General features: G+C 68.3%; 20 protein-coding genes. 14 read left to right on the top strand and 6 right to left on the bottom strand.

Annotation, left to right across the window (positions count from 1 at the left end):
• The first annotated feature begins 1 nt into the window (after position 1).
• From gdhA to G6N28_RS16410, 7 genes are all read left to right on the top strand, one after another.
• Positions 2 to 1,351, top strand: a complete 1,350-nt coding sequence (gene gdhA / locus G6N28_RS16440) for an NADP-specific glutamate dehydrogenase (protein ID WP_163902036.1) — start codon at positions 2 to 4, stop codon at positions 1,349 to 1,351.
• A 90-nt stretch (positions 1,352 to 1,441) separates the two neighbouring features.
• Entirely contained in the window at positions 1,442 to 2,623 is a 1,182-nt protein-coding gene (locus G6N28_RS16435; protein ID WP_163902034.1) for an NAD(P)/FAD-dependent oxidoreductase, read from the top strand.
• Positions 2,620 to 3,528: an RNA polymerase sigma factor SigJ gene (gene sigJ / locus G6N28_RS16430; protein WP_163902032.1), complete on the top strand. Its 909-nt coding sequence runs from the start codon at positions 2,620 to 2,622 to the stop codon at positions 3,526 to 3,528. The genes G6N28_RS16435 and sigJ overlap by 4 nt, the downstream gene beginning before the upstream one ends.
• Positions 3,529 to 3,600: 72 nt before the next feature.
• Positions 3,601 to 4,809 carry an NAD(P)/FAD-dependent oxidoreductase gene (locus tag G6N28_RS16425; protein WP_163902030.1) on the top strand — a complete coding sequence of 403 codons (1,209 nt, stop codon included), beginning with the start codon at positions 3,601 to 3,603 and terminating at the stop codon, positions 4,807 to 4,809.
• A 48-nt stretch (positions 4,810 to 4,857) separates the two neighbouring features.
• On the top strand, positions 4,858 to 6,039 hold the full coding sequence (locus tag G6N28_RS16420) for an NAD(P)/FAD-dependent oxidoreductase (RefSeq protein WP_163902028.1): 1,182 nt from the start codon (positions 4,858 to 4,860) through the stop codon (positions 6,037 to 6,039).
• On the top strand, positions 6,036 to 6,941 hold the full coding sequence (locus G6N28_RS16415; protein ID WP_163902026.1) for an RNA polymerase sigma-70 factor: 906 nt from the start codon (positions 6,036 to 6,038) through the stop codon (positions 6,939 to 6,941). The genes G6N28_RS16420 and G6N28_RS16415 overlap by 4 nt, the downstream gene beginning before the upstream one ends.
• Before the next feature lie 12 nt (positions 6,942 to 6,953).
• Entirely contained in the window at positions 6,954 to 8,204 is a 1,251-nt protein-coding gene (locus G6N28_RS16410) for an aminodeoxychorismate synthase component I (protein ID WP_163902024.1), read from the top strand.
• Here the strand turns inward: G6N28_RS16410 and rsmI are convergent.
• Entirely contained in the window at positions 8,160 to 8,996 is an 837-nt protein-coding gene (gene rsmI / locus G6N28_RS16405) for a 16S rRNA (cytidine(1402)-2'-O)-methyltransferase (RefSeq protein ID WP_163902022.1), read from the bottom strand. The two genes, G6N28_RS16410 and rsmI, sit on opposite strands and share 45 nt — an antisense overlap.
• Before the next feature lie 24 nt (positions 8,997 to 9,020).
• Here rsmI and G6N28_RS16400 point away from each other — a divergent pair, with 24 nt between their 5' ends.
• Positions 9,021 to 10,562: a dolichyl-phosphate-mannose--protein mannosyltransferase gene (locus tag G6N28_RS16400; RefSeq protein WP_163902020.1), complete on the top strand. Its 1,542-nt coding sequence runs from the start codon at positions 9,021 to 9,023 to the stop codon at positions 10,560 to 10,562.
• A gap of 107 nt (positions 10,563 to 10,669) precedes the next feature.
• Positions 10,670 to 11,536, top strand: a complete 867-nt coding sequence (locus tag G6N28_RS16395) for a hypothetical protein (protein WP_163902010.1) — start codon at positions 10,670 to 10,672, stop codon at positions 11,534 to 11,536.
• 12 nt (positions 11,537 to 11,548) lie between these two features.
• On the opposite strand, the gene arcA is transcribed toward G6N28_RS16395, so the two are convergent.
• Positions 11,549 to 12,784: an arginine deiminase gene (gene arcA, locus G6N28_RS16390; RefSeq protein ID WP_163902007.1), complete on the bottom strand. Its 1,236-nt coding sequence runs from the start codon at positions 12,782 to 12,784 to the stop codon at positions 11,549 to 11,551.
• 46 nt (positions 12,785 to 12,830) lie between these two features.
• Here arcA and soxR point away from each other — a divergent pair, with 46 nt between their 5' ends.
• Complete coding sequence (soxR, locus tag G6N28_RS16385) at positions 12,831 to 13,265, top strand: redox-sensitive transcriptional activator SoxR (protein ID WP_163902005.1); 435 nt, start codon at positions 12,831 to 12,833, stop codon at positions 13,263 to 13,265.
• A 33-nt stretch (positions 13,266 to 13,298) separates the two neighbouring features.
• The gene (locus G6N28_RS16380) at positions 13,299 to 13,895 is read left to right on the top strand and encodes an alpha-ketoglutarate-dependent dioxygenase AlkB family protein (RefSeq protein WP_163902003.1); all 597 of its coding nucleotides are present in this window, start codon (positions 13,299 to 13,301) and stop codon (positions 13,893 to 13,895) included.
• Here G6N28_RS16380 and G6N28_RS16375 read toward each other — a convergent pair.
• Together G6N28_RS16375 and G6N28_RS16370 are read right to left on the bottom strand one after the other, a co-directional pair.
• Positions 13,892 to 14,548, bottom strand: a complete 657-nt coding sequence (locus G6N28_RS16375) for a DUF5642 family protein (RefSeq protein ID WP_163902001.1) — start codon at positions 14,546 to 14,548, stop codon at positions 13,892 to 13,894. The two genes, G6N28_RS16380 and G6N28_RS16375, sit on opposite strands and share 4 nt — an antisense overlap.
• A 42-nt stretch (positions 14,549 to 14,590) precedes the next feature.
• Positions 14,591 to 15,241: a DUF5642 family protein gene (locus tag G6N28_RS16370; RefSeq protein WP_163901999.1), complete on the bottom strand. Its 651-nt coding sequence runs from the start codon at positions 15,239 to 15,241 to the stop codon at positions 14,591 to 14,593.
• Positions 15,242 to 15,301: 60 nt separating this feature from the next.
• Between G6N28_RS16370 and G6N28_RS16365 the strand changes: the two genes are divergently transcribed.
• Entirely contained in the window at positions 15,302 to 15,613 is a 312-nt protein-coding gene (locus tag G6N28_RS16365) for a hypothetical protein (RefSeq protein ID WP_163901997.1), read from the top strand.
• 2 nt (positions 15,614 to 15,615) lie between these two features.
• Here G6N28_RS16365 and G6N28_RS16360 read toward each other — a convergent pair whose 3' ends face one another.
• The gene (locus tag G6N28_RS16360) at positions 15,616 to 17,148 is read right to left on the bottom strand and encodes a PE-PPE domain-containing protein (RefSeq protein ID WP_163901995.1); all 1,533 of its coding nucleotides are present in this window, start codon (positions 17,146 to 17,148) and stop codon (positions 15,616 to 15,618) included.
• 222 nt (positions 17,149 to 17,370) lie between these two features.
• Between G6N28_RS16360 and G6N28_RS16355 the strand changes: the two genes are divergently transcribed.
• Complete coding sequence (locus tag G6N28_RS16355) at positions 17,371 to 18,063, top strand: envelope biogenesis lipoprotein LpqN (protein ID WP_163901993.1); 693 nt, start codon at positions 17,371 to 17,373, stop codon at positions 18,061 to 18,063.
• Between the two features lie 12 nt (positions 18,064 to 18,075).
• On the opposite strand, the gene G6N28_RS16350 is transcribed toward G6N28_RS16355, so the two are convergent.
• Positions 18,076 to 19,074, bottom strand: coding sequence for an acetyltransferase Pat (locus G6N28_RS16350; RefSeq protein ID WP_163901991.1), 999 nt, complete (start codon positions 19,072 to 19,074; stop codon positions 18,076 to 18,078).
• A gap of 581 nt (positions 19,075 to 19,655) precedes the next feature.
• Between G6N28_RS16350 and G6N28_RS16345 the strand changes: the two genes are divergently transcribed.
• A complete protein-coding gene (locus G6N28_RS16345; RefSeq protein WP_163901989.1) occupies positions 19,656 to 21,389 on the top strand; it encodes an AMP-binding protein in 1,734 nt (577 codons plus the stop codon).
• Positions 21,390 to 21,466: the final 77 nt, after the last annotated feature.

Here is a 21,466-nt window from a genome sequence, read left to right as displayed (position 1 = left end):
AATGAATGGCCTTCACCACAAGCTGCACGACATCTACGACGAAGTCTCCCGGCGCAATCCCGGAGAAACCGAGTTCCACCAAGCGGTTTACGAGGTGCTGCACAGCCTCGGGCCGGTGGTGTCCAAGCACCCGGAGTACGTCGACACCGCGGTGATCCGGCGGCTGTGCGAGCCGGAGCGCCAGATCATCTTCCGGGTGCCCTGGATCGATGACACCGGCACCGTGCAGATCAACCGGGGCTTCCGCGTCGAGTTCAACTCCGCGCTCGGTCCGTTCAAGGGCGGCTTGCGGTTTCACCCCACGGTGTACCTCGGCATCATCAAGTTCCTCAGCTTCGAGCAGATCTTCAAGAACTCGCTGACCGGCATGCCGATCGGCGGCGGCAAGGGCGGTTCGGACTTCGACCCCAAGGGCCGCTCCGACGGCGAGGTGATGCGCTTCTGCCAGTCGTTCATGACCGAGTTGTACCGCCACCTCGGCGAGTACACCGACGTGCCCGCCGGTGACGTCGGCGTCGGGATGCGCGAAATCGGTTATCTGTTCGGGCAATACAAGCGGATCACCAACCGCTACGAGTCCGGTGTGCTCACCGGCAAGGGACTGACGTGGGGCGGGTCGCAGGTCCGCACCGAGGCCACCGGCTACGGCACGGTGTTCTTCATCAAGGAGATGCTCAAGGCGGTCAACGATTCGTTCGAGGGCAAGCGGGTGGCGGTCTCGGGTTCGGGCAACGTCGCGATCTATGCGATCGAGCAGATCCACCACCTCGGGGGCACGGTGGTGGCCTGCTCGGACTCCAGCGGCTACGTGGTCGACGAGAAGGGCATCGACGTCGGCCTGCTCAAAGAGATCAAGGAAGTCAAGCGCGGCAGGATCGTCGACTACGCCGAGGCTCGCGCCGGTGCGGCCCACTCGGTGCAGGGCCGCTCGGTCTGGGAGGTGCCGTGTGACATCGCGGTGCCGTGCGCGACGCAGAACGAGATCAACGGCGAGGAGGCCGGCTACCTGATCAAGAACGGCTGCCGGATCGTCGCCGAGGGCGCCAACATGCCGTGCTCACCGGCGGCGATCAAGCAGTTCGCCGAGGCGGGCGTGACGTTCGCGCCCGGCAAGGCCGCCAACGCCGGCGGCGTCGCGACCAGCGCGCTGGAGATGCAGCAGAACGCCTCGCGCGACTCGTGGACGTTCGTCGAGACCGAGAAGCGGCTGGAAGAGATCATGCGCCGCATCCACAACCGCTGCCTGACCACCGCGGAGGAGTACGGCCAGCCCGGCAACTACGTCGCGGGCGCCAACATCGCCGGGTTCATCCGGGTCGCCGACGCGATGCTGGCCCTCGGCCTCGTTTAGTGATGTAGACCACACCGGGCTGCCCGGCCGTTACGTCCCGGCTCTCGACGGTGTCTCGAGAACACGACACCCTGGAGAGAAGGAGACATCATGGTCGACACCCGCACGCACGTCGTCGTCATCGGCGGCGGTTACGCCGGAACGGTCGCGGCCAACCGAGTGCGGCTGGCCGACGACGTCGACGTCACGCTGGTCAACCCGCGCCCGCAGTTCGTCGAACGCATCAGGCTGCACCAGCTCGTCGCCGGCTCCGACGACGCCGTCGTCGACTACAGCGAGGTGCTCGGTGAGGGCATCGATCTGGTCACCGACCGGGCCAGCCGCATCGACGCCGCGGCGCGCATCGTGGTCCTCGATTCCGGCGACACGCTCGACTACGACTACCTGATCTACGCGGTGGGCAGCGGGGTGGCCGCCCCGACCGTTCCCGGTGCCGCCGAATTCGCCTATCCGATGGCCGAATTCGAGTACGCCACCCGGCTGCGCGCGGCTCTGGACGACGTCGGCCCCGCCACCCCGATCACCGTCGTCGGCGCCGGCTCGACCGGTATCGAGACCGCGGCCGAACTCGCCGAGCTGGGCCACCCGATCACGCTGGTCTGCGGTGGGGTGCTCGGGCCGTACCTGAGCCCGGCCGCCCGACGGTCGGCGGCGCGACGGCTGGCCAGGATGGGCGTCAACGTGCTCGACGGACCCGCCGCCACCGTCACCGCCGTGACGCGCCATGCCGTCACGCTCGCCGACGGACGCGAGGTGCCCAGCCCGATCACCGTGTGGACCGCCGGGTTCGGGGTACCGGACCTGGCCGCCAAAAGCGGCCTGAGCACCGATTCGCTCGGCAGGCTGATCACCGATGAGACGTTGACCAGTGTCGACGACGACCGCATCGTGGCCGCCGGTGACGCGGCCGCGCCGTCGGACCAGCCCCTGCGGATGTGCTGCGCGTCGGCGGCCCCGCTGGGCGCGCAGGCCGCCGACACGGTGCGCAGCAGGATCGCGGGCACCGCGCCGGCGCCGCTGAACGTGGCGCTGGCCGGTCAGTGCATCAGCCTGGGCAGCAAGGCCGGTGTCTTCCAGCTGTCGCACACCGACGACACGGCCACCCCGCTCTACGTCGGCGGCAGGGCGGGCGCGGCGCTGAAGAAGGCCGCGCTGAACGCCTCGGTGACACTGCTCGCGCGTGAAGCCCGCAAGCCGGGGTCGCTGATCTGGCTCAAGAGCGCCAAGCGCGGCAAGCGGCTCGCCGACGGTGAGAAGGTGTCGGCCCCGTGACCGCCACCCGCGGCGACGAGCACGCCGAACGGTTCACCCACCTGCGACCGCTGCTGTTCACGATCGCCTACGAGATCCTCGGTAGCGCGACCGAATCCGATGATGTACTGCAGGACAGCTATTTGCGGTGGGCAGATGTGGACCTGGCGACGGTGCGTGACACCAAGTCGTACCTGGCGCAGTTGGTGACCCGGCAGGCGCTCAACGCGTTGCGGGCCCGGACCAGGCGCAGGGAGGACTACGTCGGCCCGTGGCTGCCCGAGCCGCTGCTGCTCGAATCGACCGATGCGTCCTCGGATGTCATTCTCGCCGAGTCGGTTTCGATGGCGATGCTGGTGGTGCTCGAGACGCTCACCCCCGACGAACGCGCGGTGTTCGTGCTGCACGAGGTGTTCGGGTTCAGCCACGACGAGATCGCGTCGACCATCGACAAATCCGCGAGCGCGGTGCGCCAGATGGCGTACCGCGCTCGCGAACATGTGCAGTCGCGGCGACGCCGGATGAAACCCGTCGACTTCGCCACGTCGGCGCGCATCGCCGAGCAGTTCATGGCCACCGCGGCCAACGGGGACATGGACCAACTGCTGTCGATGCTGGCACCCGACGCCACCTGGACCGCCGACAGCGGCGGCAAGGCCCCGGCCGTCCGCAGGCCCGTGGTGGGCGCCAAGAAGGTGGCGGCGCTGCTCGTCTCGTTCCTGCGCAGGGGCCCGGAGCGGGTGCCCAACCTCCGGTTCGAGACGGTGAACTGCAACAACGCCCCGGCCATGATCGTCTACGACGGCGACGAGGCGCTGGGCGTGTTTCTGGTCGAGGTTCTCGACGGCAGGATCACCAACTTCTACGCGATGGCCAATCCGGAGAAACTGGCCGGGATCGCCCAACCGCGCACGATCCGCCGATAACCCGAGCCGACCTGTCACACCGCGCCGACGCGCGGTGTCTAGAGGGCAACACCCCTTCACGAGAGGAGCATCATGACCGAGAAGCGCGCGCGCGTCGTCGTCATCGGCGGCGGTTACGCCGGAACGCTGGCAGCCAACCACCTGCGGATGCGCGACGACGTGGACATCACGCTGGTGAACCCCAGACCGCAGTTCGTCGAACGGATCCGGCTACACCAGTTGGTGGCCGACAGCGGCAGTGCCACCGTGGATTACGGCACGCTGCTCGGCGAGGGCATCCGCCTCGTCGTCGACGCCGCCGTCCGCATCGACACCGCATCGCGCACCGTGGCGCTGGCGTCCGGTGACACCCTGGCGTACGACTATGTGATCTACGCCGTCGGCAGCACCGGCGCGGTACCCGATGAAGTATCGGGTGCAGCCGAATTCGCCTATCCCATCGCGGAATTGGAATACGCGCAGCGGCTGCATGCGGCGCTGGACGAACTGCACCCGGACGCGCCCGTCACCGTGGTGGGCGCCGGGCTCACCGGTACCGAGACGGCCGCCGAGCTGGCCGAGCAGGGCCGCAATGTCACGCTGGTCTGCGGCGGTCGGCTGCTTCCGAGTCTTTCGGCGCAGGGCCGGCGCTCGGCGGCCAAGTGGTTGCGCAAGCGCGGGGTCAAGATCCTCGAGAGCGACACGGTGATCGCGGTGCGCCGGGACGCGGTGGTGTTCGCCGACGGTGCGGTGCGCCCGAGCGCGCTGACCGTGTGGACGGCCGGCTTCGGTGTGCCCGCCCTGGCCGCGCGCAGCGGCCTGCGCACCGACGCGCTGGGCCGGTTGCTCACCGACGAGACCCTGACCAGCGTGGACGATCCGCGCATCGTCGCCGCGGGTGACTCCGCCTCCCCGTCGGGAGTGCCGCTGCGGATGAGCTGCCAGTCCGCCTCCCAGCTGGGGCCGCAGGCGGCCAACACCGTATTGAGCCGGATCGCGGGCACCGAGCCCGCGGCGATGCAGTACGGCTTCGCGGGGTCCAACGTCAGCCTCGGGCGTCGCGCGGCCGTCATCCAGTTCGCGCGTCAGGACGACACCGCGGTGCGGTTCTACATCCCGGGTCGGCTCGGTGCGGCGATCAAGGAGGCGGTCTGCAAGGGCACGGTGTGGGGTATCCGCCGCGAGGCCCGCAAGCCCGGATCCAGCTTCTGGTTCAAGGGTGGCCCACGGCCCGAACCGAACGTGACGTCGACCACATCCGGCCCGTCGACGGTCACATCGCCGATGCCAACGGTGTCTTGAGGTCAGACCGGCTCAACGGGGAGCCGGATGTTCCAAGGAGAGACCGAAATGACTACACAGAGCACACACGTCGTCGTGATCGGCGGTGGGTATGCCGGGGTGATGGCCGCCAACCGGCTCAGCGCCGCCGCCGATGTGACGCTGGTGAACCCCAGACCGCAGTTCGTCGAGCGGATCCGGCTGCACCAACTGGTCGCCGGTAACGACGACGCGGTCGCCGACTACTCGGCGGTGCTTGCCGACGGCGTGCGCGTGGTGGTCGACAGCGCCGCGCGGGTCGACGCGGCCGCCCGCACCGTCGAGCTGGTGTCCGGCGACACGCTGCGCTACGACTACCTGGTGTACGCCGTCGGCAGCACCGGCAAGGTGCCCGCATCGGTGCCGGGCGCAGCCGAGAATGCTTACCCGCTAAGCGAATTCGAGCAGGCACAGCGGCTGGCCGAACGCCTGGCCGAGGTCGCGCAGACCGAGCCGATCGTGGTGGTCGGCGGCGGGCTGACCGGTATCGAGGCGGCCGCCGAGTTCGCCGAGGCCGGCCGTCCGGTCACGCTGGTGACCGACGCGCTGGGGCCCACACTGGCCGCTACCGGCCGGCGGTCAGTGGCCAAACGGCTGGCCCGCCTCGGGGTGACGGTGCTCGACGGCGCCACCGTTGCGCAGGCGGGCTCCGACCACGTCGTCCTCGACGACGGCCGCCGGTTGCCGAGCGCGGTGACCGTGTGGACCGCGGGCTTCGGCGTGCCCGGCCTGGCGGCGGCAAGCGGCCTGCGCACCGATGCGCTGGGCCGGCTGCTGACCGACGAAACGCTCACCAGCGTCGACGACAGCCGCATCGTGGCGGCGGGAGACGCCGGGTCGCCGTCGAATCTGCCATGGCGGATGAGCTGCCAGGCGGCCCTGCCGCTGGGTGCGCAGGCCGCGAACACGGTGCTGTCGCGGCTGGCCGGTGAAGAGCCCGCCGACGTGGCCCACGGGATGGCCGGTCAGTGCATCAGCTTGGGCCGCAAGTCGGGCACGTTCCAGTTCAACAACATTGACGACACGCCGCGGCGGCTCTACATCGGTGGGCGCACGGGCGCGGTCATCAAGGAACAGGTGTGCAGATGGACGCTCAAGTGGCTGCGCGGTGAGGCCGACAAGCCGGGCTCCTACACCTACAAGAAGGACCCCGACCGTCGGCGCCGATTGACCCAGGCGGCGGCGTCCGTCGAGGTAGCGTCGGTGCGATGAACACCGGGCCGGGTGACGAACACGTCGAGCGGTTCACGCTGCTGCGTCCGCTGCTGTTCACGATCGCCTACGAGATCCTGGGCAGCGCAACCGAATCCGACGACGTGCTGCAGGAAAGCTACTTGCGCTGGGCGGAGGTGGACCTGGCGACCGTGAACGACACCAAGGCCTACCTCGCCCAGCTCGTCACCCGGCAGGCCCTCAACGCGCTGCGGGCGCAATCACGCAGGCGCGAGGAGTACATCGGCCCGTGGCTGCCCGAGCCGCTGCTGGTCGAGCCTACCGATGCGTCCTCGGATGTCGTTCTCGCCGAGTCGGTTTCGATGGCGATGCTGGTGGTGCTGGAGACGCTGAGCCCCGACGAGCGCGCGGTGTTCGTGCTGCGCGAGGTGTTCGGCTTCAGCCACGACGAGATCGCCGACACCATCGGCAAGTCGACGGTCGCGGTGCGCCAGATGGCGCACCGGGCCCGCGCGCACGTGCAGTCGCGGCGCAAGCGGTTCGAGCCGGTCGATCCGAAGCTGTCGGAGGAGATCACCGCCCGGTTCTTCGCGGCGGCGTCGAGCGGCGACGTGGACGCGCTGCTGGAGATGCTCACCGACGACGTCACCTGGACCGCCGACAGCGACGGCAAGGTCAGCGCCGCCCGCAGGCCGGTGATCGGCGCCGAGAAAGTCGCCAGGGTGCTGGTCGGGCTGGTCCGCGGCGCCGGGGAACGCGGCCGCGTCGAGCCGGCGATGTACAACAACGCCCCGGCGCTCAAGCTCTACCTGGGCGACAGCTTCGAAGGCGTCATCACCGTCGAGATCATCGACGGGCGGATCTCGCACTTCTACGCGATGCGCAACCCGGAGAAACTGGCGGGCATCGACATCCCCCGCGAGATCACGCGGAGCATCTGACAAGCTGAGTCGGTGCGCATCGACCTGCTCGGCGACCTGGGCAGCGCCCCTGCGGTGTTGGGCGCCGTCGCGGCGGCGACCGCCCGGCACGGCATACCGCCGCCCGCTGCACTGATCGGCGACTGGTTCGAGTCCACCGCCGTCATCGCGCCGTCGGTGGCTGTCACGCCCGTCGACGTCACGGCGGTGTTCGACGTCGCCCCGGGAGCATCGGCAGGGGCGGTCGGCGGCGGCTGGTTCGGCTACCTGTCCTATCCCGACGCCGGCGCCGACGGGGCCGGGCCGCGCATCCCCGAGGCCGCAGGCGGGTGGTCGGACTCTGTCCTGCGTCAGGACCGCGACGGCCAGTGGTGGTATGAATCGCTCTCCGGCACAGCGCTTTCGGCGTGGGTGGCTGACGCCCTCGCCGGGCCGGTCGCCTCGTCGCCGTGTGAGGTCGTATGGGAGGAGGCCGACCGCGACGCGCATCGACGCGGGGTCTCGGCGTGCCTGGACACGATCGCGGCGGGCGAGGTCTACCAGGCATGCGTGTGCACACAGTTTCGCGGCCGGATCGCCGGTGCGCCGGCGGACTTCTTCGTCGACGCGGTGCAGCGCACCCGCCCCGCCCGCGCGGCGTACGTCGCCGGTGACTGGGGTGCGGTGGCGTCACTGTCACCGGAGCTGTTCCTGCGCAGGCGCGGTGAGGCGATCGCGTCCAGCCCGATCAAGGGCACGCTGCCCCGGTATGCCGACCCCGCCCAACTGCGCGCCTCGGTCAAGGACGTGGCCGAGAACATCATGATCGTCGACCTGGTGCGCAACGATCTGGGCCGCGTGGCGAGCACCGGGTCGGTGACGGTACCGGAACTTCTCGCGGTACGGCCGGCGCCGGGAGTGTGGCACCTGGTGTCGACCGTGACGGCCAGGGTCGGTGTCGACGTGCCGATGGCCGCCGTGCTCGACGCGACGTTTCCTCCCGCGTCGGTGACGGGAACACCGAAGACGCGGGCCCGGCAGCTGCTGCGCGGCTGGGAGCCCGGTCGGCGCGGAATCTATTGCGGCACTGTTGGTTTCGCTTCTCCAGTGGCGGGCACCGAGCTCAACGTCGCGATCCGCACCGTCGAGTTCGACGCCGCGGGCAACGCCGTGCTGGGTGTCGGCGGCGGCATCACCGCCGACTCCGATCCCGACCGCGAATGGCAGGAGTGCCTGCACAAGGCGGCACCGATCATCGGCTCAGGAGCGCGACCGCAGGACCGCGTCGTACAGCTCGCGCCGTGACGGCGAGCCCGGGTTCGCGGCGATGACCTCCGCGCACGCGTCCTTGACCCGCACCCCGTCATCGACCAGCTTGTTGACCTCGACCACCAGGGCGTCGAGGTCGGCCTGCACCACCGCTCCGGCCAGCACGACGGTGATCTCGCCGAGCACCCCGTCGGCCGCCCAGTGGGCCAGCTCGGCCAGCGGGCCGCGCACCACCTCCTCGTGGGTCTTGGTCAGCTCGCGGCACACCACGGCGCGGCGGTCCGGACCCAGCACGTCGACGGCGTCGACGAGCGTCTCGGCGAGCCGGCGCGGCGACTCGAAGAACACAGCGGTGCGCGGCTCGGTCGCCAACGTCTTCAGCCAGGTCTTGCGGGCCGCCTGCTTGCGCGGCGCGAACCCCTCGAAACAGAACTTGTCGGCCGACAGCCCCGACACCGCCAGCGCCGTCGTCACCGCGGACGGCCCCGGCAGGCAGCTGATCGGCAGACCGGCGTCGATGCAGGCCGTCACCAGCCGGTAGCCCGGGTCGCTGATCAGCGGCATGCCGGCGTCGCTGACCATCAGCACGGTGGCACCGCCCCTGATCTCGTCGACCAGCCGCGGCACCCGGGTCGCCTCGTTCTGGTCGAAGAGGCTGACGACCTTGCCGATGAGTTTGACCTCCAGCGCGGCCGCGAGCGTACGCACGCGGCGGGTGTCCTCGGCGGCGACGACGTCGGCGCTGCCCAGCGCCCTGACCAGCCGCGCCGAGGCGTCCGACGGCTGACCCAACGGCGTGGCGGCGATCAACAGCCGGCCGACACTCATGCCCGACAGCCTACGATCGCAGGCGTGACCGCCCCCGCCACCGATGCGCCGCGCGCGGTCCCGACCATCAGCCCGGCGCCGCAGGTGCCCGTTGCCGACTTCGGACCCGTCGACCGGCTCCAGGGCTGGGTGATGACGGTCGTCATCACGGCGCTGGCCGCGGTGACGCGCTTCTTGAACCTCGGGTCGCCGACCGACGCCGGCACCCCCATCTTCGACGAGAAGCACTACGCGCCGCAGGCCTGGCAGGTGCTACACAACCACGGCGTCGAGGACAACCCGGGCTACGGCCTGGTGGTGCATCCGCCCGTCGGCAAGCAGCTGATCGCGCTCGGTGAGGCGCTGTTCGGCTACACCGGGCTGGGCTGGCGGTTCTCCGGCGCGGTGTGCGGCGTGATCATGGTGCTGCTGGTGGCGCGCATCGCGCGGCGCATCAGCCGGTCGACCCTGGTCGGCGGGATCGCGGGGTTGTTGGTGATCGCCGACGGCGTCAGCTTCGTCACCGCCCGCACCGCGCTGCTCGACGGGTTCCTGACGGTGTTCGTGGTCGCGGCGTTCGGCGCGCTGATGGTCGACCGCGACCAGGTGCGCGAACGCATGCACATCGCGCTGTTCGAGGGCCGGATCGGCGAAACGCCTTGGGGCCCACGGCTGGGGGTGCGTTGGTGGCGGTTCGGCGCCGGGGTGCTTCTCGGATTGGCCTGCGCCACAAAGTGGTCCGGGCTGTACTTCGTCGCGTTCTTCGGCGTGATGACCCTGGCGTTCGACATCGCCGCACGCCGCCAGTACCGGGTGCCGCGGCCGTGGCTGGGCGCGTTCCGTCGTGACCTGGGGCCGTCGCTGTATGCGCTCGTGGTGATTCCGTTCCTGGTGTATCTGGCGTCCTACACGCCGTGGTTCGCCTCCGAGACGGCGATCAACCGACACGAGGTGGGCCAGTCGATCGGCGAGCACAGCGTGTTGCCGATCCCCGACGCGCTGCGTTCGCTGTGGCATTACACATACGGGGTGTACAAGTTTCACGCGGGCCTGACCAACGCCGACGGCAACCACCACCCGTGGGAGTCCAAGCCGTGGGCGTGGCCGATGTCGCTGCGCCCGGTGCTGTATGCGATCGACAACCAGGACGTGCCCGGCTGTGGCGCGCAGTCGTGTGTGAAGGCCGTGATGCTGGTCGGCACGCCTGCGATGTGGTTCCTCGCGGTGCCGGTGCTGGGCTGGGCGTTGTGGCGGGCATTCGTCAAGCGGGACTGGCGTTATGCCGCGGTGCTGGTCGGCTACGGGGCGGGCTTTCTGCCGTGGTTCGTCGGCATCGACCGGCAGATGTACTTCTTCTACGCGTCGACCATGGCGCCGTTCCTAGTGCTGGCGATCGCGTTGATCCTCGGCGACATCCTGTACAAGCCGAACCAGAACGCCGAGCGCCGAACGCTCGGTTTGATCGCGGTGAGTTTCTATGTCGCGCTTGTGCTCACGAACTTCGCGTGGCTGTACCCGATCCTGACGGGGCTTCCGATTTCGCAGGAGACGTGGAACATGCAGATCTGGCTGCCGAGCTGGCGCTAGCTTGCATTTGTTCGCCGAAATAGCATTCCAGGCAGTTGCGGGAGGTTATCCACAGCCCTGATTGCTACCTCGACTGATCGCCCATCACGTACAGCACGATCATTTGCATGGGGAGGATCATCTTGGGAACCGAAGCGATAGAGCGCGGCGAATTGACCCGAGGGCAATTGCGGTCGAGATACCGAAGCATTTTTCGCGACGTGTACATCCCGCGCGAAGCCGAACAATCGCTGTATGCCACCACCGTCGGCGCTTGGCTATGGTCCGGGCGACGCGGGGTGATCACCGGACGCGCCGCCGCCGCGCTGCATGGTGCCATATGGGTCGACGATGACACCCCTGTCGAACTGTTGTGGGCCAACAACCGGCCGCCACCGGGGATCATCACCCGCCGCGACCGCATCGGTGACGATGAGATCGTCCGAGTCGACGGTATGCCGGTCGCGGGGTGGCAGCGCACCGCGTTCGACCTGGGTCGGTATCTGCCGCGCGGTGTTGCGGTCGCACACCTTGATGCGTTGGCTCGTGCTACTGGTATTACGGCGCGCGACGTTCTTCCGCTCGCGGACCGCTACAAAGGTGCCCGCGGGGTGCGCCGGTTTCGGGAGGCGGTCGAGCTCATGGATGCGGGCGGCGCGTCTCCCAAGGAGACATGGTTGCGGCTCTTGTTGATCGACGCGGGATTTCCCCGCCCGCAGACCCAGATTCCGGTGTACGACCCGGAGTACGGGTGGGCATACATCGACATGGGCTGGGAAGATCTGCTCATCGGCCTCGAATACGACGGGGACCAACATCGGACCGATCCGCGTCGGTATGCCAGGGACATCGCTAAGCACCGGATGCTGCAGCGGCGCAAGTGGATCACGTTGCGAGTGATCAAGGAACATCACCCCGACCAGGTCATCAGCTGGGTGCGCGAAGCATGGACCCAACGCGAACGTGAAGCCATGGCTGCTATTAGCGCCGCATAGCAACCTGGAATGCTATTTCGCGGGTAAACGGGCCGAGGGCACCGGGTCGCGGGCGGCCGGGCACGACATGCACCGCGGGCCGCCGCGGCCGGTACCCAGCTCGGCCGCCTCGATCGTCAACACCTCGATGCCCGCATCGGCAAGCCGCGCATTGGTTTCGGTGTTGCGCTCGTATGCGACCACCACCCCCGGCGCGAGCGCCAACGTGTTGTTGCCGTCGTCCCACTGTTCACGCTCGGCGACCACCGGATCCAAACCCGTCGCGATGACCCGCAGCCGATCGATCCCCATCGCCTCGGCCGCGGCGTCGACAAACGGAACCGGGTCGTCGATGCGTACCCCGCCGCTGCCGTTGCGATGAATTGTGAACGCCGACAACGTGTCCACCACACCCGGATACATCACCACCGCGTCGACGTCGACCATCGTGCACACGGTGTCCAAGTGCATTTGCGCCCGCTGCTGGGCGATCGGCACCGCCAGCACGGTGTGCGCGAGGTCGTCGTCGAACAGGCTGCGCGCCAACGCTTCCGCGCCCGCGGGCGTGGTGCGCTCCCCCACCCCGACCGCCACCACACCCGGCGCGAGCAGCAGCACGTCACCACCCTCGACGGGCGCCGACCGTGACTCGTAGGCCCGCCGCACGCCGAGGAACCTCGGGTGATGCGCGTAGATCACGTCGGTCAACGACGTTTCGCGCGCGCGGGCGGGCAACGCCAGCGAGGTGATCGCCACCCGCGGCCCGATCCAGAACGACGAGTCGCGGGTGAACACCAGGTTGGGCAGCGGGTCGATGACGAAGTCCGCGCTGTGATGCATCTTGCGCACCAGCGACAACTCGCTGTCGCTGAACGGCAGCTCGTTGAACGTCATCCCCGACGTCAGCACCCGCGCCAGCGGCGCCGGATCGAGCTCGCGCAGATGCTCCGAAAGCTCCTGCGCCAGAGGCACTCCCAGTCGGCGGGCATCGACCGCCGCGGCGATGCCGTGCATCCTGGCCGCGCCGCTGTGCGCCAGCGCCTCGGTCAACAGGTCGGCGAGCAGCAACACCTCGACACCACGCGACTTCAGCAATCCAGCGAACGCGTCGTGCTCGCGCTGCGCCCTGGCGACCCAGGGCACGCCGTCGAACAGCAACGCATCGGTGTTGCGGGGGGTCAATCGCTTCAGTTCGGCGCCGGGCCGGTGCAGGATCACCACGCGCAGCACGCCGACCTCAGAGTCGCAGCCCAGCGCAGCGTCCGTCACATCTAGCACCGTAGCGCCAGCGGTCACCTCAACTATTGTTCAGGTCATGGAGCGCAACCCCGAACTGACTCCCGGCGAGATGTCCGTTCGCAGCGGCGTTGCCGTCTCGGCCCTGCACTTCTACGAACGCGAAGGGCTGATCACCAGCCGCCGCACCGCGGGCAACCAGCGCCGCTATGCCCGCGAAACCCTGCGGCGCGTGGCGTTCATCAGAATGTCGCAGCGGTTGGGCATCCCGCTGTCCCGCATCCGTGAGGCGCTGGCCAGCCTGCCCACCGACCGGGTTCCGACCAGCAAGGACTGGGCCAAGCTCTCCGCGGGCTGGCGCCAGGACCTCGACGACCGGATCCTGCACCTGCAGCGGCTTCGCGACGACCTGAGCGGCTGCATCGGCTGCGGGTGCCTCAGCCTGAAGACGTGCGCGCTGACCAATCCCGGCGACGTCCTCGCCGAGCAGGGCCCGGGAGCGGTCCGGCTCTGAATTTTCGAACGCGTGTGCGATAGGATCGCGGGCATGGAGTTGGCTCTGCAGAGCTCGCTGTTCGAGCACGCCGAACGACGCCATCTGGGCAACGGCGCCTGGATCGACTTCCGGTCGGGCTGGCTGGAGGACGCCGACGCGCTGTTCGAGGAGCTGCAGCAGTCCATCCCCTGGCGCGCCGAACGCAGGCCGATGTATGACCGCGTGGTCGACGTGCCGCGGCTGGTCAGCTTCCACCACCTCGTCGAGGAGCCGCCCCCGCACCCCCGGCTCAAGCACATCCGGCGCCGGCTCAACGACGCCTACGCCGGTGAACTCGGCGAGCCGTTCACCACCGCGGGCCTGTGCCTGTACCGCGACGGCAACGACAGCGTGGCCTGGCACGGCGACAACATCGGCCGCAGCCGAACCGAGGACACCATGGTGGCCATCGTCAGCCTCGGCGCCACAAGGACTTTCGCGTTACGCCCGCGCGGCGGCGGCAAGTCCCTGCGCATCCAGCACGCCCACGGTGACCTGCTGGTGATGGGCGGCTCCTGTCAGCGCACCTGGGAGCACGCGATACCGAAAACCAGCAGGCCCACCGGCCCGCGCATCAGCATCCAGTTCCGCCCGCACGACGTCCGCTAACCCTTGACCGCGGCCACCGCCGCGGTCAGCAGGTCGCGGGCGCGCTGCGTATCGACCGGCGCGACCGGTTGGTCGGGCAGCACCAACGGGTTCGCGGTGACGATCACCAGAAAGCTGCCGAAGCTCGCGACGTAGTTGTACAGCTCGCCGGTGCGGGTGCGGCCGTCGGCCGTGGTCTGCAGCACGCGGTGGGTGCCCACCGTCTGCACGCCCTCGATCTGGGGCACCTCCGTCGTCTCGACCAGCCCCCGCACGCCGGGGCCGGCGAACCCGACCTTCTGACAGTTGTCGGCCGGGCTATGGACCGCCGCGGCCTCCGACGTCTCGATCGCGATCGCGATGAACCGGTTGCCCTCGCCCTCGGCGGTGGTCGCGGCCATGTTGCCCTTGGCGCCGGCGGGCACCATCTGCTGGTCGGCCAGCTCGGCGCAGTCGGCGGGGTCGAACGTCATGCCGGGCGGCAGCGCCTGCGGCCCCAGCAGCCGCGGGTCGATCCCGCTCGGCCCGACGTCGGTCACCGTGAACTCCGGGCCGAAGCTCGACCGCACGTCCTTGACCCGTGCGATGTCGGCGTTCGACAGGTCGGGTTCACCGCTTGTACACGCCGCCAGCGCACCGACACATCCGATCGCAACCGCCGCCCTGCTCAACATCGCCGCACAGGCTACCCGCTCGGGGCCGCAGATCCCGCGAGCTCAGCCCCGCAACGCCAACACCGATTCTCGAAGAAGTCCGGCGGCGAACTCCTGTCCGAGTTGCGGATTCGGCGATCCCGGATCGGTTACCACGGTGACGAACGCGACGTGGGAGCCCAGGTACGCGGTGACGGTGCGGGCGTGCGAACGGGTCTGGGTGCCGCCCTCGACGACGGTGCTCGAGTCGGTGACCGTCGCGACCGTCGCCGCGCCGTCGATCGCCGGCGCCGGAGTGAACGTGACGCTGCCGTGGCCGCGCCCTCCCGCCAACGTCCATCGCCCGCACTCGTCGAGCACCGAGGAATCCAGGTGCACCGGTTGCGGTGAGCCGAGCACGACGGCGTACACGATGCCGCCCGGGCCCGAGGCCGACCACCCCGACGTCGTCGTCGCATCGGAGACCGGATCGGCCAACGCTCGGCACCGCGGCGGATCCGCCACCCACCCGGCGCCGTAGCCCCACACGTCGACGGGCGACGTCCCGTCGGCGACGGCGCCGAACTCGTACCCTGCCGGCAGCTCACCGCGAACCCGGTCGATGCGGGCGGGGTCAACGCGAACCGACGCCGTCGACGCCGACGGCGGTGCGGGAGGAGCTCCGCAGGCCGCCGCGCCCAGCGCCACTGTCGCCGCGACTATCGCACGCAACATTTCGGGCTCCCCCAGCGATCAACTAGTAGCAAGGTTCATTCTCATCGGACGGAGGCGGTCATGCGGGCTTCATGGCGCGTCGCAGCGACGGTAACGGCCATGGGCACCATCTTGGCCCCGGCAACCGTGGCCGTCGCCCAGCCCGTGTCACCCGGCAACGCCCAACAGACCATCGGGGAGTTGGAGGCCACCGGCTACGACGTCGTCATCGACCGCGTCGGCAGCGCGCCGATCGATCAGTGCATCGTGACCAGCGTGCGCAATCCACAAGAGGTGACCCAGACCTTCGTGGTCGGCAAGGGCAAGTATCGCGAGCTGGTCACCGTGGTGGTCAGCAGGTCGATCACGGTGTCGTTGAACTGCGACGTTTGACGCTAGGCCGCGGCCTGCCCACCGGTGTCGGTATCGCTGTCGTTCGTGGTTGCCGAGTCCTCACCGCTCGCGCTTGACGGGTCCAGCGCGACGGGCGAGGTGTCCGGCTCGGAAGTGTCCTCGACAGCTTGTTCGTCGGCGTCCTCGGCGAGGGTTTCCTCCTCGGTTTCGTCGAAGAGGATCTCGTCGGGTTCGTCCTCGGTGCTGTCGGCGACGTCCTGTTCCTCGGGCACCGACGTCTGGTCCACGATCTCGTCGGGCGCCTTGCTGTGGCGTTGGGACGCCGTGGCTGCCAGCGCCTCGTCGACCTCGTCGCCTTCGTCATCGGTTTCCGTCGGTGGCTCAGGCAGATTCGGTCCGCCCACCCCGAACGGGCTGGTCACCGGTTGGGACCCCAACGGCCGAAACGTCGGGTCGCCAACGGTTTCGGCCAGTGCGTCGTCGATGCCGACGGGGATTGCGGTGATGATGTTGACGATGGCCTGCACCGGGTTGAGGAACGGAAGCAGGCTCATTCCGGTGGGGATGCCGGGGTTGACGCCGCGCGCGTATCCGGCTTCGATCGCGGCCCGAAGCGGCGCATCCAGCAGGGTGAGGATCGGCGACGGAACGATCGGCTCCAGCGGCATCAACAGGGGCAGCCGCCTGGTCGGATAGAGGTAGTAATCGGTGTCGCCGTAGGACCCTTGGTACACGGCGTCACCGAAATTCGCGTCCTGCAGCGGTCCGTGCAGCCTGAGGTAGCTGACGAGAGAGTTGAGCAGCGCGAGCACATTGGTGATGCTGGCCGGGGCGTCACCGCCGAGCAGGTCGTACTGGACGACCGCATCGACGGTGGGGATGCAGTCGCCGCTTTCGCAGCTGTTGGTTGGTGTGGCGCCCTCGAAAGTCACGCCGAGGATCGGAATGGTCAGACCGCCGAGCCCGCGCGCCAGGATGCCGCCGTTGGGGCGCATCGGGTTGGCGAGCAGGAAGATCGACGTGACAGGTGGTGTGTCGCCGGGGTTTTCGATCAGATCGCGCTTGACGAGTGACGCGATGACCGCGCTCTGCGAATAGCCGAAGATGACGAACTCGTCGCCGACGACCGGAGCGCCCACGGGTGCGGTGGGGTTGATGAGGTTGTTTTGGTTGTAAAGACAGCCGGTGCCGCGCACGCAGCTGTTCATGTTGGCCCGCCCGATCGCTACGGAGTTGTCGAACGTCATGAGTCCGGCCACCGGGAAGAACTGCTCCGGGGTGATGACGGCGTATCGGTCGTCCTCGGGGTCCACATCGGCGATGGGTCCGTTTCCGGTGCCCGTCGGCCGGGCGGCGGCCAGGTTGATCAACCCGTTGACCGCATTGTTCATGTACGGGTTGACGTAGAAAACGGGGTCGTCGCCCGGGGTGCTCAGTGGATGTCCGGTTCCGCCCATGATCAGGGCGGTCGCCGCCAACTGCACGGCCGTGGCCGCCGTCCACCCCACCGCGAGCAGCACCGTGCCGAACAGCGCCAGCACCACAGCAACGAACGAGCGACCCAATCTCCGCATCGAACGGAACCCCCTCAGCAACGACCCATCGGCACCGGCTCAAAGCATATTGCACCAGATTCGATGCACCAATCGGGAAATATCGCAGACGATCGGAGCAAATCGCATTGCGGGCGCGACCGGGCAAAGCATTTCAAAGATCGCCGGTGGCGAGGCGGTTTCGCCTGCGTACGGCCGGTGGCGACCGTAGGCTACGCCCGAACCTTCACGATGGGAGACCTGATGAGCAGTTCTGTGCGGACCGGTGTGGTCGCCGCCGTGGTCGTCGCACTGGGCCTCGGCCTGGCCGGCTGCGGATCGGACACCGAGACGGAGTCAACGGAAACCGCTGCCGAGACGACGACCACCACCACCGAGGAAGCCACGCCCACCACGTCGGCACAGGCCGCGGGGCCCCATTACACGATCGTCGACTACATCCGCGACAACGAAATCACGGAGGAACCGGTCAAGCGCGGCGCCCCTGGAGCGCCGGCCATAAACCTGCCGATGCCCCCCGGTTGGGCCGATGCGGGCGCAAATGCACCTGAATGGGCTTACGGTGCAATACTTTTCACTGATCCAGCGATGGCCTCCGATCCGCCGACCATCGTCGCGCTGATGTCGAAGTTGACCGGCAACGTCGACCCCGACAAGATCTTGGAGTTTGCTCCCGGCGAGATCCAGAACCTGCCCGAGTACGAGGGTGCGGACAAAGGCGAGCCGAGCGAGCTCGGTGGTTTCGACGCGGTGCAACTCGGCGGTCTTTACGTCAGGGACGGTGTGCGTCGCGCGATCGCGCAGAAGACCGTGGTGATTCCGGGCGCGGACGGCCTGTATGTCCTGCAGCTCAACGCCGACGGCCTCGAGGACCAGCTGGATGTCCTGATGGATGCGACGAACGTGATCGACGAGCAGACCACGATCACTCCGTGACGGGGCGGCCGTTCAGCCCACCGCCCGCACGACTTGGCGGGTGACGTCACGCACCTGTTTGATCAGCTCGGCTGAGAACGGCGGCTTGCGTGGCTGTGGGACGTCGATCTCGGTGGTGACGACGCCAAGGTCCTCACGGTGCCAGCGGGCGCCGGCGTGGTCGAGGATCGCCCGCATCGCCAGGTTGTCGCTCAAGACCCGCGCGGTGAACCGTTGGACGCCGTGGCATTCCGCCGCGATCGAGACCGCGCCCATGAGCAAGGTGCCGATCCCCTTGTTCTGGTATGCGTCGGCGACGATGAAGGCGACCTCGGCGATCGTGGGGTCGTCCGCGTCGACGACGAAACGGCCGTCGGCGACGACGGGTCCGTCGGGTCCGTCGGTCATCACCCAGACGAAATGGTGGACGTAGTCGACCTCGAACAGGTACCGCATCAGCGATTCGCTCGGCGTGGTCACCGATTGGAAACGCCGGTAGAGCGTCTCGCTGGAAAACTCGACCGGTCCGCGTGACGTGCGTTCGTTGTCGCCGGGCAGCACCGGCCGCAGGTTCAGCTCGGTGCCGTCGCGCAGCCGCACCGGGATCGGCTTGATGAACGCGGCCAACCGCTGGCGCGCCGTGTTGAGCAGCCTCTCCAGCATGCTCGGGATCTCGAGCAGCGTGGCGAAGGCGTCGCGGTTGCCGACCCAGCCATTAAGCGCTTCGGTGGCGACCACCGTCGCGGTGCGCGGCGCGTCGCGGAGCAGGGCGATCTCGCCGACGATCATCCCGGGCGTCAAACGCGCCACGGTGTCGTGCCCGTCGGCGCCGGTGTGGGTCACCTCCGCCTCGCCGGAACCGATGAGCAGGAAGGACACCGCGAGCTCACCCTGTTGCATGAGCACCTGCCCCGGCGCCGCGGTGAGCGGTCGCAGCTGCGCCGCGAGCGGTACCAGGGCCTCGGTCGGGCAGCCGGCGAAGATCTCCAAGGTGGCGAGTTCGTCGGCGCGGACCCCAGTCAGGCCGGCCACCTCACGAGGCTACGGTGGGCCGGTTCACGCGGGCAAGAAACGCGCCGGCCGCCGCGCCCAGCTACGCTGCCGACGGCCGAATCGACGCGGGCGGTGGCTTCTCGACTCGCCCGACCGCGTGTCACGTATTTTTCCCAGACCCGAGGCTCGGGGCGCACCGCATCATCGGCAGCCGAATTGACACTCGGGGCAAATATCCGCCCGGCGGCTGGCAAGCTAACCTCGGCAACCGCCGTGGTGATGCGCAAAAATCGGTCGAAAATCACATCCGCGCCGCGCCCGACTGCGCTGCAATGGAAGTTTTCCGGCCAGTAGTTAGCCACGGCGGGTTTGCTAAGCTACGGGATTGGTCCTATTTCCGCTTGAGACGAGGCTCATAGCAAATGCCCTTGCGAAGCCACGATGTTAGCCGTTCGAGCCGTAGTTCACCTGGTCGCAGCCCTCGATAGACTGGCAACTTTGGAGGTAATTACGCATACCAAGCGGATGTTGCATAAGCTCTAAGCAATTGTCCGTGCGGTCAAATAGCAAATGCCCTGCTCGCGGCATAGCGGGCCGAACCGGAAGGTCGACGTACGTTGATGTTGGGGTCCTCGATACCTGCTGTACTGCGCGAACGCGCCAGTCTGCAACCCAATGACGTCGCGTTCACCTACGTCGACTACGACCACGACGGCGCGGCCGTTCCCCAAACCCTGACCTGGGCCCAGTTGAACCGGCGGGCAGCAAACCTCGCGTCGCAGTTGAGCGGCTGCGGGTCGCCCGGTGACCGTGCGGTGATCCTGGCGCCGCAAGGCCTGGACTACATCGCGGCGTTCGTCGCGTCGTTGCAAGCCGGCTTCATCGCGGTGCCGCTGTCGGTCCCCCAACCCGGTGCCCACGACGAGCGGGTCACCGCGGTGCTGCGCGACACGGACCCCGCTGTCGTCCTCACCACCTCCGCGGCGACCGGTGACGTCACCGAGTATGTGCAGGCCACCGCGTCGGGTCCGACCGTTATCGAGGTCGACGCGCTCGACGAAACCTCGCGCAAGCGCCCCCCGCGCCGGTCCGAGTCCGGCCAGGACATCGCCTACCTGCAGTACACCTCGGGCTCCACGCGGGAACCTGCAGGCGTCATGATCACCAACCGCAACCTGTCGGCGAACTTCGAGCAGATCTACGCGGATTTCTTCGTCGACTTCGGCAAGGTCGCCCCGCCGGATACCACGGTGGTGTCTTGGCTGCCGCTGTACCACGACATGGGCTTGTTGCTGGGCCTGTGCGTTCCGATCCTGGGCGGAGTGCACTCCGTGCTCATCAGCCCGATGTCGTTTCTGCAGCGTCCGGCGCGGTGGATTCAGCTGATGGCCAGCCACACCAACGTGATGAGTTCGGCGCCCAACTTCGCGTTCGAGTTGGCGGTGCGCCGCACCACCGATGAGGACATGCAGGGCTATGACCTCGGTAACGTGCTCGGCCTGCTGAGCGGAAGTGAGCGCGTGCATCCCGCGACACTGCGGCGATTCACCGACAAGTTCAGCAAGTACGGGTTCCGCGACACGTCGATCCGGCCGTCCTACGGCCTGGCCGAAGCGGTGGTGTACGTGGCCACCCGCAGGCCGGGTGATCCGCCGGAGGTCGCGCATTTCGAATCCGAGAAGCTGTCCATCGGGCACGCCAAGCGCTGCTCGAACGCGGGTACACCGCTGGTCAGCTATGGCAAGCCAGGGTCGAACACCGTGCGGATCGTCGACCCCGAAACCTGCCGGGAGTGCCCGGCGGGCACCACCGGTGAGATATGGGTGCACGGGGAGAACGTCGCGAAGGGCTACTGGAACAAGCCCGAGGAAACCGAGCGCACGTTTGGCGGGACGTTGGTCGCGCCGTCGCCGGGCACCCCGGAAAAGCCGTGGCTGCGCACCGGAGATCTGGGCTTCATCTCCGAGGGCGAGCTGTTCATCATGGGCCGCGTCAAGGATCTCCTGATCGTCTACGGGCGCAACCATTACCCCGAGGACATCGAGGCGACGGTCCAGGAGATCTCCGGGGGCCGCTGCGCCGCGATCTCCATCGCCGACGACGGAACCGAAGAGTTGGTGACCCTCGTCGAGGTCAAGGAGAAGGGCGGCTCCCCGGAAGAGATCAAAGCGCGGTTCGACACCATCAAGCGCGATATCACCTCGGCGATATCGGCCACGCACGGCTTGCGGGTGGCCGATCTGGTGCTGGTGGCTCCGGGGTCACTGCCGATCACGACCAGCGGCAAGATCCGCCGGTCGACCTGTGTGGAGTACTACCGCGACGGCCGATTCGCGCGTTTGGACGCCAAATAGGCGCCAATTAGGCACCGCGCTTTCGTCATTGAGCACGTTGGACCGACGTTGGCGGCGTGCGCCGCCATCTCGCCGTC

Source organism: Mycolicibacterium pulveris (assembly GCF_010725725.1).
Classification (GTDB): domain Bacteria; phylum Actinomycetota; class Actinomycetes; order Mycobacteriales; family Mycobacteriaceae; genus Mycobacterium; species Mycobacterium pulveris.
This window is presented reverse-complemented; position numbering and strand designations above follow the sequence as displayed.